This window comes from Rhodanobacter humi (assembly GCF_041107455.1).
GTDB lineage: Bacteria > Pseudomonadota > Gammaproteobacteria > Xanthomonadales > Rhodanobacteraceae > Rhodanobacter_A.
Genome location: NZ_JBGBPY010000001.1, coordinates 673350 through 687941 on the forward strand (window position 1 = coordinate 673350; position 14592 = coordinate 687941).

A 14592-nucleotide genomic window follows, 5' to 3' on the forward strand; every position below is an offset into this window, starting at 1 on the left:
AGGTCATACATCCGGGGCTGCACCCCCGCTAAGCTGCCGGACTGGCGCCGCATGGCAAGCTGTGCGCCATCACCGCGAAGGAATTCCCACTTCAATGCGCATCCTGCTGGCCGAAGACGATCCCTCCATCGCCGAAGGCATCTGTGCGTCGCTGCGCCACGGCAGCCACGCGGTGGACCACGTGGCCAGCGGCCAGCTGGCCGATACCGCGCTGCGCGACCACGACTACGACCTGCTGGTGCTGGACCTGGGCCTGCCGCAGCTGGACGGCAGCGAGGTGCTGCGCCGGCTGCGCTCGCGCGGCGCCGGCGTGCCGGTGCTGGTGGTCACCGCGCGCGACGGGCTGGACGAGCGCATCCGCGTGCTCGACCTCGGCGCCGACGACTACCTGGTCAAGCCATTCGCGCTCAGCGAATTCGAGGCACGGGTGCGCGCCCTGCTGCGCCGTAGCAGCAGCCATGGCGTGCCCGAGCTGAAGCTTGGCCGCTTGCGGCTGGACCTGCCCGGCCACCGCGCATGGCTGGACGACGAGCCGCTGGAGCTCACCGCGCGCGAGTTCGGCCTGCTGGAGGCGCTGGCGCTGCGTGCCGACCGCGTCACCAGCCGCGCCCAGCTGATCGAGGCGCTGTGCAGCTGGGACGAGGAACTCACCGACAACGGCCTGGACATCGCCATCCACCGCCTGCGCCGCAAGCTGGAAGGCAGCGGCACCGGCGTGCGCACGATCCGCGGCCTGGGCTACCTGCTGGAAGAAGCCGCCGAGGACGGCAAGCCCGCATGAACCACGCCCCTGCCCGCCGCCCCAGCCTGCGCCGCCGCCTGCTGGGCTTCCTGCTGATTCCGGTGGCGATCCTGCTGGTGCTGGACATCCTGCTCACCTACGGCGTGGCGCTCAGCTACGCCAATCACGTGCACGACCGCGACCTCGGCAACGACGCGCTGACGCTGGCCAAGATGATGGGCAACGAGCAACTGGGCGGCGAACTGACCCCGCAGGCGCGTTTCCTGCTGCAGTACGACCCCAACGGCGACAGCTACTTCAGCGTGGTCAGCCGCAAGCACGGCCTGCTGGCCGGCAACGGCCACCTGCCGCGGCCGGCGCAGGCACCAGCGGTGGGGGCGGCGCCGGAGCTGTTCGACACCCGCATGGACGACCGTCCGCTGCGCGCGGTCACGCTGAGCACGGCATCGAGCAACCATCCCGACGAGATCCTGATCATCACCGTGGCCGAGACCCTGCACGACCGCCACGCGCAGGCGCGCAGCATCCTGCTGCTGGCGATCCTCACCCAGGCGCTGCTGATCGTCTGCGTGCTGTCACTGGTGTGGTTCGGCGTCACCCACGGCCTGCGCGTGCTCGATCCGCTGACCCTGCGGCTGGCCCGGCGCAACCACGAGCTGACTCCGATCGGCGGCCCGGACGTGCCGCAGGAAATCCTGCCGCTGACCCGCACCATCGACGCACTGTTCGCCCGCCTGCGCGGCATGCTGGCGCTGCACGACCGCTTCATCGCCGACGCCGCGCACCAGCTGCGCACGCCGCTGACGGGCTTGAGCCTGCACGTGGAGCGTGCGCTGGCCGACCCCGACCCGGCGAACGTGCACGACGCGCTCACCCACATCCGCCGGCTCACCCAGCGCGCCGCGCGCACCACCGCACAGCTGCTGTCGCTGACCCGCGCGCAGGCGCCGTCGACCGACACGGTCGAGCACGTGCCGCTGGAACTCACCCGACTGATCCCCGAGGCGGTGATGCAGCGCGTGCACGAGGCGCTGGCGGCCGGCGTGGACCTCGGCTACCAGGGGCCTGAGCAGGCGCTAAGCATCGACGGCCATGCTGCCAGCGTGCACGACCTGCTGGACAACCTGATCGACAACAGCATCCGCTACGCCGGCCGCGGCAGTACCGTCACCGTGAGCCTGCAGGCGCGGCCCGACGGCGGCGCCAACCTCGTGGTCGAGGACAATGGCCCGGGCGTGCCGCCCGAACTGCTGCCGCGGCTCAGCGAGCGTTTCTTCCGCGCGCCGGGTGCCAGCGAGGAAGGCAGTGGCCTGGGGCTCGCGATCGTGCAGCGTATCGCCGAACGCCACCACGCCGAGGTGATCTACCAGCTCGGCGAGGAGCGCGGCCTGTGCGTGGAGGTGCGTTTTCCCGCTCCGCGCACCCGCGACGGCGCGGCGCCGCCCCCCGGAACGCCAACGGCGCGCTGACAGCCCCCGCACCCGGCCTGTATCCTTGGGCGGACTCGCACGGTCGTTACCCGCGCCTTCACCTCCTATTGCTCCCTTGACCTGACCGTGGCCCTGATCCTCATCGAAAACGCCGGACGTCGTGCCGGCTCCGCAACACGCGGAGATCGGCATGGCTGAGGCCGCCATCGTGCCGCGCCGCCACTGGCGCGCGTCCCTGCTCGGCGCTGCCATCGCGCTCGCCGGCTGCTCGGTGGCGATGCCGAAGCTGGACCCGCCGATCCCGGCGCAATGGCAGCACGCAATGGCGGCCCAGTCGGCTGCACCCGCCGACCTGCGTGACTGGTGGCGCGCGTTCGACGATCCGGCGCTGAACGCACTGGTCGACCAGGCCCTGGCGCGCAACCTCGACGTGGCGCAGGCGGTCGAACGGCTGCGCGCCGCGCGCATCCTGCAGCGCCACGAGCATGCGCGCTACCTGCCCTCACTGAACGCCCGTACCGAACAGACGATCGACCCGGATGCCAGCGCCTCGTACCTGGTGTCCGGCTTCGACGCCACCTGGGAACTCGGCCTGTTCGGCCGCGCCCAAGGCACCCGCCGCGAGGCCCGGGGCACGCTGGACGCCGGTGCGGCCGACCTGCAGGCGGCCCGCGTGTCGGTGGTGGCCGAGGTGGTGCGCAACTGGATCGAGCTGCGCGCCGCCCAGCAGCAGGAGCAATTGCTGCTGCAGATCGGCGAGGTGCGCGGCCGCCAGCTCGATCTGCTCACGGTGCGCCAGCGCTTGCAGCTGGCGCCGCCCGGCGCGGTGGACCAGGCGCAGGCGGCGGCGGCGCAGGCCGCGGCCGCCCTGGCCGCGCCGCGGCAGGCGATCAACGCCGCGGCACAGCGGCTGGCCGTGTTGCTGGGCCAGAACCACCCCGATCCGGCTTGGCTGCAGCCCGGCCCGCAGCCGCAACTCGGCGCGTGGGCGCTGCCCGGCACGCCGGCCGACCTGCTGCGCACGCGCCCCGAGATCGCCCATGCCGAAGCCGACGTGCTGCGCGCCGCCGGCGAGCTGGGCGTGGCCCATGCCGACCGCTTTCCCAAGCTCGGCCTCGGCGCCTCGATGATCTGGGCCTCCGACCTCAACAACAACAAGAGGCACACCGTCTCCAACGGGCTGGTTTCGGTGGGCCCGCTGTTCGACATGCCGCTGTTCGACTGGGGCATCCGCGCCGCCGCCGAGCACGCCAAGTCGCACGAACTCAAGGCCGCCGTGCTGGCCTACCGGCAGGCCGTGCTGCAGGGCGTGGCAGAAGTGGAAACCGCGCTGGGCACGCTGCAGCAGCAGCAGCAGCGCGAGCAGCACAGCCAGGACGCCTGGCAGGCGCTCGCGCGCGTGGACGGCACGCTTGAGACCCGCGTGAAACTGAAACTGGACAGCCCGCTTTCGCTGGCCGACGGCCGGCTCGCCACCGAGCAGGCCGCGATCGAGCTGGCCGATGCGCGCGCCAGCCGCAGCCTCGCCTACGTGGCGCTGTTCAAGGCGCTGGGCGGCGCGCCGCTGCCGGCGGACGAGGCGCCGCCCGGTGCGAAATCCGGCAAGTCCGCCGAGGCATCCCCCTGATGGTGGCCCTGGCGCGCAAGACCCTGGTCTACGAATGGCGGCGCTTCCTGCCCGCCATGATCGCGGTGGGCTTCGCCGGCCTGCTGCAATTGCTGCAACTGGCGCTGGTGCTGGGCATCTTCGGCGCCACCAGCGTCTACATCACCGGTTCGTCCGCCGACGTGTGGGTCGGTTTCCCCGGCACCCAGAGCGTGGGCTCGGGCCGCTCGATCGACGCCAACGTGGAATCGCGCATCCTGATGGACCCGGCGGTGACGCGGGTCGAGCCTTACGAATGGATCGACGGCGACTGGCGTGGTACGGGCGAGACCGGCGGCGTGTCGGTGTTCGTCTCCGGCATCGATCCCGCCGCCGACGGCCTGATGCTCTCCAGGGTGCTGCCGCCTTCATTGCGCGCACGCTTGGCCGAACCGGATGCAGTGATCGTGGATCGCGCCGACCTCGACAAGCTGGGCGTGGCACTGGACCAGACCGCCACCATCAACGGCCATCGCGTGCGCGTGGTCGGCATCAGCAGCGGCCTGCGCGGCCTCGGCGGCATCAACGTGATCGCCTCGCTGGACACCGCGCGCCAACTGGACACCGACGCCGCCGACAACGGCCCCACCTACCTCGTCGCCAAGCTGCGCGATCCGACCCAGGCCGACGCCGTGGCCATTCGCCTGCGCGGCAGCAGCGAGTTCGGCCCCTACACCACGTGGAGCGCCGCCAACTTCGCCCACATCTCCGTGATGTACTGGCTGTTCGACACCGGCGCGGGCGCCGGCGTGCTGTTCCTCGCCGGCATCGTGTTCCTGGTCGGCGCGGTGATCACCAGCCAGACCCTGGTGGGCGCGGTGCAAGGCTCGGTGCGCGAGTACGCCACGCTCAACGCGCTGGGCGTGGGCGTAGGCGCACTGCGCAAGGTGGTGCTGGAACAGGCGTTCTGGGTGGGCGCGCTGGGCCTGATCGGTGCCACCGTGCTGGGCGTGGTGGTGCTGCTGCTGGCGCGCAGCCAGGACGTACCGGTGGAGCTGGGCCCGCTGGCCGCGATCGCCTGCATCGCGCTGGTGATGGGCCAGGCCGCGGTCTCCGGCATGGCGGCGATGCGCAGCATGCGCCGGATCGATCCGGCCACCTTGCTGAGGTGAACGGGATGCCGCACGCCATCGCCACTGCCACGACACCACGAGCTCCGATCCTGCGAGCCGACCGCGTGTGCAAGGCCTTCGACTCCGGCCGCCAGCACACCCAGGTGCTGGACCAGCTGTCGCTGGACATCGATCCCGGCGAGCTCACCCTGATCTCCGGCCCTTCCGGCTGCGGCAAGAGCACCTTGCTGGCGGTCCTCAGCGGCCTGCAGAAGGTGGACAGCGGCCATGTGCATGCGCTGGGCAGCGAACTGGGCCAGCTCGACCTGCGCGCGCTGGAGTATTTCCGACTGCAGCACACCGGCTTCGTGTTCCAGGGCTTCAACCTGTTCCCCGCGCTCACCGCGCTGGAACAGGTGGAACTGCCGCTCAACCACATGGGCTTGTCGAAGCAGGAGGCGCGCGAACGCGCCCGCCGCTCGCTGGAGGAAGTGGGCCTGGCCCACCGCATCAGGCTGCGCCCCTCGGAACTCTCCGGCGGCGAGAAGCAGCGCGTGGCGATCGCCCGCGCGCTGGCCAAGGAACCGGAGCTGCTGTTCGCCGACGAGCCCACCAGCGCGCTGGACGCCGCCAACGGCCAGACCATCATCGACATCCTGCACACCATCGCCCGCACCCACGGCACCACCGTGCTGTGCGTGAGCCACGACCCGCGCCTGGTCGCGCATGCCGACCGCGTGCTGGCGATGGAAGACGGCCGCATTCTCAGCGACCGGCGCCCCGACGCCGTCGCCACCAAGGAAACCCCGCCATGAAGCCGACCGCCTCCCGCCCGTCTTCGCCCGCGCGCCTCGCGGCGCTGCTGCGGCCCGCCGGATTCGCGCTGGCCGCCACCCTGCTGCTCGCCGCCTGCTCCAGGCACGCGGAACCGGTCGCCGCCACGGCGGCCGCGCCGAGCTACGCCGCGGTGGCGCGCGGCCGCGTCGACATCGAAGGCGGCCTGCTCACGCTGGCGATGCCGCGCGAAGGCACGCTCGCCACCGTCGCCGTGCACGAGGGCGAACAGGTGAAGCAGGGCCAGCTGCTGGCCGCGCTGGACACCCGCCCCGCCCAGCTCGCGGTGGACGCCGCCCAGGCGCAGCTGGAGCAGGCGCAGGCCCAGCTCAAGCTGCTGGCGATCAAGCAGGCTGCCGCCAAGCAACGCGCCGACCGACTCGCCGCCGCCGCTGCCGCCGGCGCGGGCGACGGCCAGAGCGCCGACGACGCGCGCGAGGCCAGCAACCAGCTCGGCGCCGAACGCGACGCCGACCAGGCCGCGGTGGACATGGCCGCGCAGAAGCTGGCCGAGGCGAAGTACGAACTGGCCCAGCGCAGCCTGCGCGCGCCGTTCGACGCGTTGGTGGTGCATGTGACGGCCCAGCCAGGCGCCAGCGTCTCGCCCGGCGCCGGCCCGCTGTTCACCCTGCTGCCGAACAAGCCGCGCATCGTGCGCGCCGAGCTCAACGAAAGCTTCGTCACCGCGGTGAAGCCCGGCATGCGCGCCGAAGTGGTTGCCAACGACGACGCCGAGAACGGCCACTGGAGCGCCCATGTGCTGCGCGTGGGCCAGGTCTACGGCCCGGCCACGCTGGAGAACGACCCGCAGATCCGCGCCAACGCGCGCACGGTGGAATGCGTGCTGGCCTTCGACCAGCCCGAGCAGCAGCTGCGCATCGGGCAGCGGGTGATCGTGCGGTTCCTGCCCGACGGCAAACCTTGATGTTCGCCTCTCTCCCTCGTGTGGGGGAGAGGTTCGGAGAGAGGGGCTCTGTCCTCTCTCTCCCTCACGAAACAAGGCGGTTTCGAGCCGCTGCCGCGGCCCGAGTCACTTTCTCTCGCGTGCCCGAGAGAAAGTAACCAAAGAGAGAGCACGCCGATGGCGCGCCCTGCGCCCATCCATGGGCTCCGGGTAGAGCAGCGCGCTCCCGGCGCGCACTTTTCAGAAGAGCAAGAGCGCACCACCATGAGCGGCGCTCTGCTTTTGCTGTTGCTTCTGGCGCGCACGACGCGCGCCTGCTTTTCCGGGGCCCCTGCGCGGCGGTGAGGCGGGGACGATCAGGCCGCGCAGCGGGCGAGGCCACGGATGACCTCGCCTTTTCGCGCGGGCAGGAGCCCGCTCGAAAAGCCCGGCCCCGTCTCACGAACTTGCCGGGCAGGATGCCCGGCAAGCGCCAATCGGGGTGGCCTTTCTCTTTGGTTACTTTCTCTTTGGCCACGCAAAGAGAAAGTAACTCGGGCGCCCAAAGGGCGCACGAAACAGCTTTGCATTTCGCAATAAAGCAGAGAGCAGGCCAATCCCACACCAGTCGAAAGACTGAGGAAACCGCCCACTGCGAAGCTGTACACCTGAAAAGCCGCCTCCAGCGGCTCGATTCGTCTTGGGTGTCGCGCGTGATCCAGCAAACTGATTTCTTCTTCGAAGGTAGCCGCAGCGGCGTGCTGCTGATCCACGGCCTCACCGGCACGCCGATGGAGATGAAGCTGCTCGGCAAGGGCCTGAACCGCGCCGGCTACACCGTGCACGGCATGCAGCTGGCCGGCCACTGCGGCAACGCCGAGGACTTGCTCGCCACCGGCTGGCGCGACTGGTATGCCAGCGTGGAACAGGCCGCCGACGCGCTGCGTGAGAAGGTGGACCACCTGTTCGTGGGCGGCTTGTCGATGGGCGCCCTGCTTTCGCTCAAGCTCGCCGCCGATCGTCCCGAGCAGATCGCGGGCGTGGGCGTGTACGGCGCCACCTTCCGCTACGACGGCTGGAGCATCCCGCGGATGGCGCGCATGTCCTTCATGCTGCCGTTCCTGAAGAAGCTCGGCATCGGCCGCGACCGCAGCTTCATGGAACAGCCGCCCTACGGCATCCGCGACGAGCGCCTGCGCGCGCAGGTCAGCGCCGCGATGCTGGGCGGCGACAGCGCCGCCGCCGGCCTGCCCGGCAATCCCTGGTATTCGCTGGCCGAGATGTACGGGCTGTCCGCCGCGGTGCGCCGCCAGCTCGCGCAGGTCACCGCGCCCTGCCTGGTGGCGCACGCCAGCGAGGACGACGTGGCCAGCATCAAGAATGCCGAACTGGTGATGCGCGAAGTCAGCGCGCCGGTCGAGCTGCTGCTGCTGGACGACAGCTACCACATGATCACGATCGACAAGGAACGTCGCACCCTGATCGAGCGCTCCGCCGCGTTCTTCGACCGCGTCGCCGCGGCCGACATTCCCCAGCGCGCCGCGGCCTGATCGTGCCGACGGGTTCCATCTCTCCGCTCGTTGCCATCCTGTGGGTGCTCAATGTGGTGCTCGACACCGGCGGCCAGCTTGCGTTCAAGGCCGCAGCCGGCGACCCTGCAGCCGGTGACGGATTCGCGCGCTGGCTGTATATGGCGCGGCGCCCGTGGATCTGGTTGGGCATCGGCTGCTACGTGGTCGAGTTCCTGATATGGATTGCCTTCCTCTCGCTTCTCCCTCTTTCCGAAGCGATCCTGCTTGGCTCGATCAATATCGTGGCGGTGATGGTCGCCGGGCGCATGTTGTTCGGCGAGAAGCTCACCCGCCTGCGCGTGGCCGGCATCCTGCTGGTGACCTTGGGCGTAGTCATCGTGGGGATAGGCGCATGAAGCGCGGCTGGTTCTATCTGATCGGATTCCTGCTGCTGATGGGCTTCGACTCCATCGGCGCGATCAGCTTCAAGTACGCAGGCATGCACGCGTTGCCTGTCGAAGCCAACGTGGCATGGCTGTTGCGGCTGTTCGGCAAGCCCTGGGTGTACGGTGCCGTGATCGGCTACGTGGGCGCGTTCTTCACCTGGATGAGCCTGCTGAAGCACGCGCCGATCGGCCCCGCCTTCGCCGCCTCGCACCTGGAAGTGGTCTCCGTGATGCTGCTGTCGGTGTGGCTGTTCGACGAGCACCTCACTCTGCCGCGCGTGCTGGGTGCCGTTGCGATCGTCGCCGGCATCGTCTGCCTGGGGCTGGCCGAGAGCCGCGAGCACGTGCCGGACGCGGACGAAAGCCCGGCACGGGCCTGAGCCCCGGCTGCGCGCATGCTGCCCCGTCGCCACCACGAACTGCCGCCCACCGCCGGCCTGCCGCTGAAGCTGACGGACCTGCGTCCCGGCGCGGCCACGCTGGCCGCCGACATCGCGGCGCAGCTCGGCACGCCGCCGCTGGCACTCACCTGCTCCGGCACCGCAGCCCTCTTGATCGCACTCGCCACCTTGCGCGAACTGAAGCCGGCGCGTCGCCGCGTGGTGATGCCTGCCTACACCTGCCCGCTGGTGCCGCTGGCCGTGCACCAGGCCGGGCTGGAACCGGTGCTGTGCGACCTGCGTTTCGGCCATTACGACATGGATCCGGATGGGCTGCGCGCCGCCTGCGACGAACGCACGCTGGCGATCCTGCCCACCCATCTCGCCGGCCGCGTGGCCGACGTGGACGACGCGCTGGCCGTGGCCAACAACGTGGGTGCCTACGTGATCGAGGACGCCGCGCAGGCGTTGGGCGCGCGGCGCGACGGCGGCAGCGTGGGCCTCGCCGGCGACCTCGGCTTCTTCAGTCTCGCCGCGGGCAAGGGCTTGTCCATCTACGAAGGCGGCCTGCTCGCCGCGCGCGATCCCGATCTGCGCGAACGCCTCGCCCGCACCGCCGCGCGCATCGCGCCATACCAGCTCGGCTGGGAACTGCGCCGCAGCGTGGAACTGCTGGGCTACGCCGCGCTGTACCGCCCGCACGGCCTGCGCCTCGCCTACGGCAATCCGCTGCGCCGCGCGCTGCGCGATGGCGACCCGGTGGCCGCGGTCGGCGACGACTTCGCCCTGCCCTTGCCCCTGCATGCCGTGGGTCGCTGGCGCCAGGCCGTGGGCGCGCACGCCGCCCGGCGCCTGCCCGCCTTCCTCGAACAATGCACCGCCCGCGCGCAGCACCACCTGCCACGCCTGCGCGCACTCCCCGGCGTCACCGTGCTGGACGATCCCGCCGGCGCGCACGGCAGCTGGCCGTTCTTCTTCCTGCTGCTGCCCGACCAGCGCCGCCGCGACGCCGCGCTGGACCAACTCTGGCAAGCCGGCTACGGCGTCAGCCGCCTGTTCATCCACGCCCTGCCCGACTACGCCTACCTCGACGGCATCGTGCCCGCAGCCGCCGTGCCGAACGCCCGCGACTTCGCCGCGCGCAGCCTCACGATCGGCAACAGCGCGTGGATGGGCGAGCGGGATTTCGATGGCATTTGCCAGACGCTGATGGCCGTATTGTCGCAAAGTTGAAACAGTCCGCCGCACGGACGGAAGAAGGTCCCGCCGCACCAAATCGCGGGTACGTCCGGCCACTGGTTTCCCGTTCCTCGGCGGATGTATCCTCGCCGCCTCGGTCGGATGTGCGCTGTGTCCTCTAGGAGGTCCTTATGCGCGGATTCACTTCGAGACCCGCGAGTCGCTCGTCTCGCACCAAGCTTTTCCAAGCCCTGGCCCCCTTGCTGCTGGCCGGTTTGTTGTTGGCATGCTCCAACGACAACGAGGTAACCGGGGCGAAGGGCGATCCCACCGCATCGGGAACCCAAAGCGAAACAGCGGCGACCACTGCGCTGGCCGGAGGCGTCACGCGCATCGTGGTGACGTACAACGACGACACCAACGCCGGCAATGCCGTTACCTATACCAGCACGACCCGGCACATCAGCAAGGGCGCCTCCAACCTGGGCTGGTCCTATTCGGACAACGGAGGCGGCAGTTGGCACTACGGCGGCAAGCTCAAGCCTCCCAAGGGCTGGGCGGTGCTGTGGGGCGATCCGGCGATCACCACCTCGCAGACCAACTACAGCGTCGTGTTCATCTCAAACCTCGCCATGCCCAACAGCAAGTTCCCGGCTGGTGGCATCGATGGATCGGTCGACCCGTTTGCTCCCGAGTCCTACATTGGCGGAGCGTGCATAGCCAAGTCGACCGACTCCGGCAAGACCTTTGCCAACTACCAGTGCGTGACCGACACCTCGCCCGTGGAAGGCGTGGGTGACGCCACCCAAGGCCATTTTTACGATGGCGGGAGCATGGTGGCATCGAATACCGGTGAGGTCTTCGCGGCGTTCGTGGACGTCGCGACCAGCCAGATTGCCGTGTATCGCAGCCCCAGCGACAGCGGCAGCTTCAAGCTCACCGCACCTCCTTTCCCGGGCATGTATGTTGCGGCCCATCCGCGCCTGCGCGCGGCCCGCGACGGTTCGGTCTACGTCGCCGCCCAGGTGATCGGGCAAGACCAGAACAGCTACATCTATCTCAATCGCTGGTCTGGCGGTTCGTGGGGCAAGCCGATTCAGGCGAGTTATCCCACGGTGTTTTACGGCTCGCTCGATTTCGGTGCCCAGGTGGACGGCTCCGAGTTGACGCTACGGTTCGGCAACAGCATGTCGTACGACGTCGGGGCATCCTCGCCGAACGGCAGCGACGCTATCCGCCTGCTGTACGTCCGACGCGACTCGAACGGTCCGCGCTACATCGACGCCAGCGCGTGCTACGCCGACCTGCATGCCTGTGCGCAGGTACCCCAGTGGGCCTTCAAGGGCGGCGGTCCGGGCAACTCGCAGGTCGATGTCATCAATCCCGAAGTGGCCGCATGGCCCGGTTTCATCGGCCTGCCGCCGACTTGGCAAGCGACGTGGGCGTATCACTACGGCCAGACCGGCACGGTGAATGTCGCGCGCGCCACGCTGGGTTATTTCCCCAACACGGACAATCCACTGGTCATCTTTCCCGTGGATATCCTGCGCAACACCCCGGTGTGCTCCGACTCTGGCCGTGGCTACTGGGGCGACTACGACGCCATGCTCCAGGTTGGCTGGCAAGGCGCCAGTTCGGTCTGGATGAGGTTTCTCACCGATTCCTCACAGGGATGCCCGAAGCGCTGGACCTACCTGGGTGAGACACAACACCTGCAGCAGGCGAACTACGCCTACTGAGGGCCGGCGAGGAGGCAATCGTCATGATCAGGCTCAAAGCGATGCTTGGCCACATGCTTTCCGGACGCTCATCGTTCGTGTTGCTGCTGTTTGCCTTGGCGGTCTTGCCGGGGTGCTCCGGACGACCACCCGCGAACGAACACGCGAAATCCTCGCCAGTCGCCCAGTCTTCGCCCAAGTTCGCGCCGCTGCCGGCGATGCCATCAGCGCCCGTGTGGGAACGCGTGGCCAGCCAAGGCGACTGTGCTCCGCACGGCCTTCACGGCGGTTGGGGAACGTGCATCAACGGCAAGGCCTGCCTTGGCTTTGGCGTACGCGGGGAAAATGGCAATGCAGTCTGTACCTGCTACGGCCGAACCGGCGGGTGCGCGCAAGGGCAACGCTGCGACGCCCTGCAACTGACCTGCGTTCCCGAAAAACAGCCACCGTCCGGCCGGGGCGATGCCGACTGATCTGCGCCTCAGTTTCTTGGTTGTTGGTGTTCGACAACGCATGGCTTCCGAATACCCGTCAGCGCCGGAGGGGATATGCATACCCCCGGGCCACGCTGCTGCATGACCAACGGCAACAGACCGCGGCAGAGTGACGAGAAATGCGAGCTGGCTCGCGGCGTGCTTGGGATCACCAACGGCTGAAGTCAGCCGCGCTCCGCGATGGCTTCAAGCAGCTTCAAGTTCAGCGCATGCTGCTGCGCCTGCCAGCCGGCGAGCTGGACGGGATCGATCGCGGGCTGTTCGTCCATCGCGGAGAGCTTGCGCTTCCACCATGCCTGGTAGCGGTAGTGCGAGACCTCGCCGTTGATGTCGCTGCCCGCGAGGCCGTGCCGCAGGCTGCCGATCAGCGCCAAGGCGTGATCGAGCTGCAGGCGGCCCTGGTCCCAGTTCGTGTGCGCCACTTCCGGTGCGAACGCGTCCTTGTCGATGGTGAGGTAGGTCGGCAACACCTGCTTGCGCTGAGCTTCGACGAAGGCGTCGACCAGCGCATCGGGATGGTCGAAACCGCGAAACGCGCGCGCGATGCCCAACCGGCGCGACCAGCCGGTGTCCACGCCCATGCTCCAGTACGTGAGCCTGCCGCGCAGCAGCGGGGTCAGGTAGTTCTCCCACGCATGGCCTGCGCCGATGTCGTGCGAGGTGATGCCCAGCACATGCACGTGCTCCACGAAGGGCAACGCGGCCACGCGGCGCACCCAGGAGCCGCAGTGCACGCCGAACGGAAACCGCATGTTGTCGGGATGGTTGTCCAGCACCACGACCTGGATCGGTGTCGCTGGCTTCAGCCGCGCGACCAGCGGCCAGCTGAGGTGGTGGAAATCGCCTGAGCCGGTGAACACGGTACCGTACTGCGCGGGCAGCTGCGCGTCCAGCTGCGCAGTGAAGCGGCGCATCGTGGCCAACGAGCAGCCGAAGCGGATCGCTTCCTGCCACTCGGCCAAGGGCAGCACGAGGCGGTTCGGCAGCTCGCCCACCGAGCCGTCGATGTCGAGCACCACGGGGCGTGGCACGGAAATGTTCATGCGCGCCCCCCCGCGATTCGTGGGTCGGGCTTCAGCCCGACGCACCTGGCATGTCGGGCTGAAGCCCGACCTACGACGGGTGCGGGGTTGACGGGGCAACTCATCGCATGACATTCATTCATCGTCTTTCTCCGCAGCGTCCTGCCACTGGCGGTCGCTCTCGAAATGGCCGCCGAGCTTGCGCAGCAGCGCGCGCAGCACGGGGTTCCTGGCGTACACCGCATGGCGGGTGAAGGTGAAGCTGGCGCCGAGGAAGGCCTTCACCTCGGGGTCGGTCCAGCCGGCCACGTAATGCGTCAGGCCACGCTCGCGCGCGTAACCCAGGTTGTGCATCCAGCTGACGAAGTACAGGTTGTGCTCGCGCGCCTCGGGGTAGGCGAAGCCGACGTACTTGTCGATCAGCTTGCCGTCGTGCTCGTAGCAGAGGTTCCAGCCGATCATCTTTCCCTCATGGCGATAGACGAACAGCACGCCGCCGCTCGTCGCGTCGCGCAGCACGCGGCGGAAGAAGTCCAGGCTCAGCCGGTCGAAGTGGATCTCGCTCTGTGCGTACACGGCATCGAACAGTGCGTAGTACGCCGCCAGCGTCGCCTCGTCGCGGAAGCGTGCGTCGCCGGTGCGCACGACGTCGATGTCGAGTTGCGCGCGCGAACGCAGCTTGCGGCGGAGGTTCTTCCGGCGGCTGTAGCTGAGCCGGGCCAGGTAGTCGTCGTCCGTGGCGAAGTCGATAGCCACGTAGGCCAGCGCCTGGCCTTCCAGCAGTACGAAGCCTTCCGCCGCGCAGGCGGCGCCGAAGTCGTGCGCATGTGCGTTGCCGGCCTCGTCGAGCAGGGGCGAATCCTGCGCGATGTCCTTCACGATCAGCAGCCGGCACTCGCGCCCCCAGGCGGCCTTCAGGCCCTTGGCCAGTTCGGCGGGCGCCACCCCGGCCGGCAGCGGCGCGTACTCGGACACCGTGGTGCCGGCGAAGCGGGTGCGCCAGCTGAGCAGCCGGCGCCAGTGGCGGTACAGCGGCAGCGTGGCCACGCGGCGGCGCAGCGCGTCGTCGGCCGTGGTCAGCAGGTCGAACGGCGCCACGAAGCCCGGCATGCCCTGCGGCGAGCGCTCCGCGGTGAAGCCGATCGGTGGCTCGTCCATGAACGCCGTGAGCAGCGCGTCCGGTTCCAGTTGCGAAATGAAAGGCATGAGTAAGCGGGTTTGCCTAGACTATGGGGGTCGCCCGGGCCGGCCCAGCC

At 69.3% G+C, this 14592-nt stretch carries 14 protein-coding genes; 12 read left to right on the forward strand and 2 right to left on the reverse strand.

From position 1 onward, the window contains the following. The first annotated feature begins 94 nt into the window (after positions 1–94). The 12 genes from AB7878_RS03125 (at position 95) to AB7878_RS03180 (ending at position 12293) form a co-directional block, all read left to right on the forward strand. On the forward strand, positions 95–781 hold the full coding sequence (locus AB7878_RS03125) for a response regulator (RefSeq protein WP_369492957.1): 687 nt from the start codon (positions 95–97) through the stop codon (positions 779–781). Continuing rightward, positions 778–2211 carry a sensor histidine kinase gene (locus tag AB7878_RS03130; RefSeq protein WP_369492958.1) on the forward strand — a complete coding sequence of 478 codons (1434 nt, stop codon included), beginning with the start codon at positions 778–780 and terminating at the stop codon, positions 2209–2211. The genes AB7878_RS03125 and AB7878_RS03130 overlap by 4 nt, the downstream gene beginning before the upstream one ends. Positions 2212–2362: 151 nt before the next feature. Further along, positions 2363–3799 carry an efflux transporter outer membrane subunit gene (locus AB7878_RS03135; RefSeq protein WP_369492959.1) on the forward strand — a complete coding sequence of 479 codons (1437 nt, stop codon included), beginning with the start codon at positions 2363–2365 and terminating at the stop codon, positions 3797–3799. Beyond that, positions 3799–4929, forward strand: a complete 1131-nt coding sequence (locus AB7878_RS03140) for an ABC transporter permease (protein ID WP_369492960.1) — start codon at positions 3799–3801, stop codon at positions 4927–4929. Before AB7878_RS03135 ends, AB7878_RS03140 begins: the two co-directional genes overlap by 1 nt. A 5-nt stretch (positions 4930–4934) precedes the next feature. Then, entirely contained in the window at positions 4935–5684 is a 750-nt protein-coding gene (locus AB7878_RS03145) for an ABC transporter ATP-binding protein (protein ID WP_369492961.1), read from the forward strand. Further along, the gene (locus tag AB7878_RS03150; RefSeq protein ID WP_369492962.1) at positions 5681–6628 is read left to right on the forward strand and encodes an efflux RND transporter periplasmic adaptor subunit; all 948 of its coding nucleotides are present in this window, start codon (positions 5681–5683) and stop codon (positions 6626–6628) included. Before AB7878_RS03145 ends, AB7878_RS03150 begins: the two co-directional genes overlap by 4 nt. Positions 6629–7299: 671 nt before the next feature. Beyond that, the gene (locus AB7878_RS03155) at positions 7300–8136 is read left to right on the forward strand and encodes an alpha/beta hydrolase (RefSeq protein ID WP_369492963.1); all 837 of its coding nucleotides are present in this window, start codon (positions 7300–7302) and stop codon (positions 8134–8136) included. Positions 8137–8138: 2 nt separating this feature from the next. Next, on the forward strand, positions 8139–8513 hold the full coding sequence (locus AB7878_RS03160; protein WP_439653761.1) for an EamA family transporter: 375 nt from the start codon (positions 8139–8141) through the stop codon (positions 8511–8513). After that, complete coding sequence (locus tag AB7878_RS03165; protein WP_369492964.1) at positions 8510–8923, forward strand: DMT family transporter; 414 nt, start codon at positions 8510–8512, stop codon at positions 8921–8923. The genes AB7878_RS03160 and AB7878_RS03165 overlap by 4 nt, the downstream gene beginning before the upstream one ends. A 15-nt stretch (positions 8924–8938) precedes the next feature. Next, positions 8939–10156: a DegT/DnrJ/EryC1/StrS family aminotransferase gene (locus tag AB7878_RS03170; protein ID WP_369492965.1), complete on the forward strand. Its 1218-nt coding sequence runs from the start codon at positions 8939–8941 to the stop codon at positions 10154–10156. A 137-nt stretch (positions 10157–10293) separates the two neighbouring features. Then, positions 10294–11841, forward strand: a complete 1548-nt coding sequence (locus AB7878_RS03175) for a hypothetical protein (RefSeq protein WP_369492966.1) — start codon at positions 10294–10296, stop codon at positions 11839–11841. Between the two features lie 23 nt (positions 11842–11864). Further along, positions 11865–12293, forward strand: coding sequence for a hypothetical protein (locus tag AB7878_RS03180; protein ID WP_369492967.1), 429 nt, complete (start codon positions 11865–11867; stop codon positions 12291–12293). Between the two features lie 185 nt (positions 12294–12478). On the opposite strand, the gene AB7878_RS03185 is transcribed toward AB7878_RS03180, so the two are convergent. Both AB7878_RS03185 and AB7878_RS03190 read right to left on the reverse strand, forming a co-directional pair. Then, a complete protein-coding gene (locus tag AB7878_RS03185) occupies positions 12479–13357 on the reverse strand; it encodes a hypothetical protein (RefSeq protein ID WP_369492968.1) in 879 nt (292 codons plus the stop codon). Positions 13358–13471: 114 nt separating this feature from the next. Then, positions 13472–14542 carry a peptidogalycan biosysnthesis protein gene (locus AB7878_RS03190; RefSeq protein WP_369492969.1) on the reverse strand — a complete coding sequence of 357 codons (1071 nt, stop codon included), beginning with the start codon at positions 14540–14542 and terminating at the stop codon, positions 13472–13474. Positions 14543–14592: the final 50 nt, after the last annotated feature.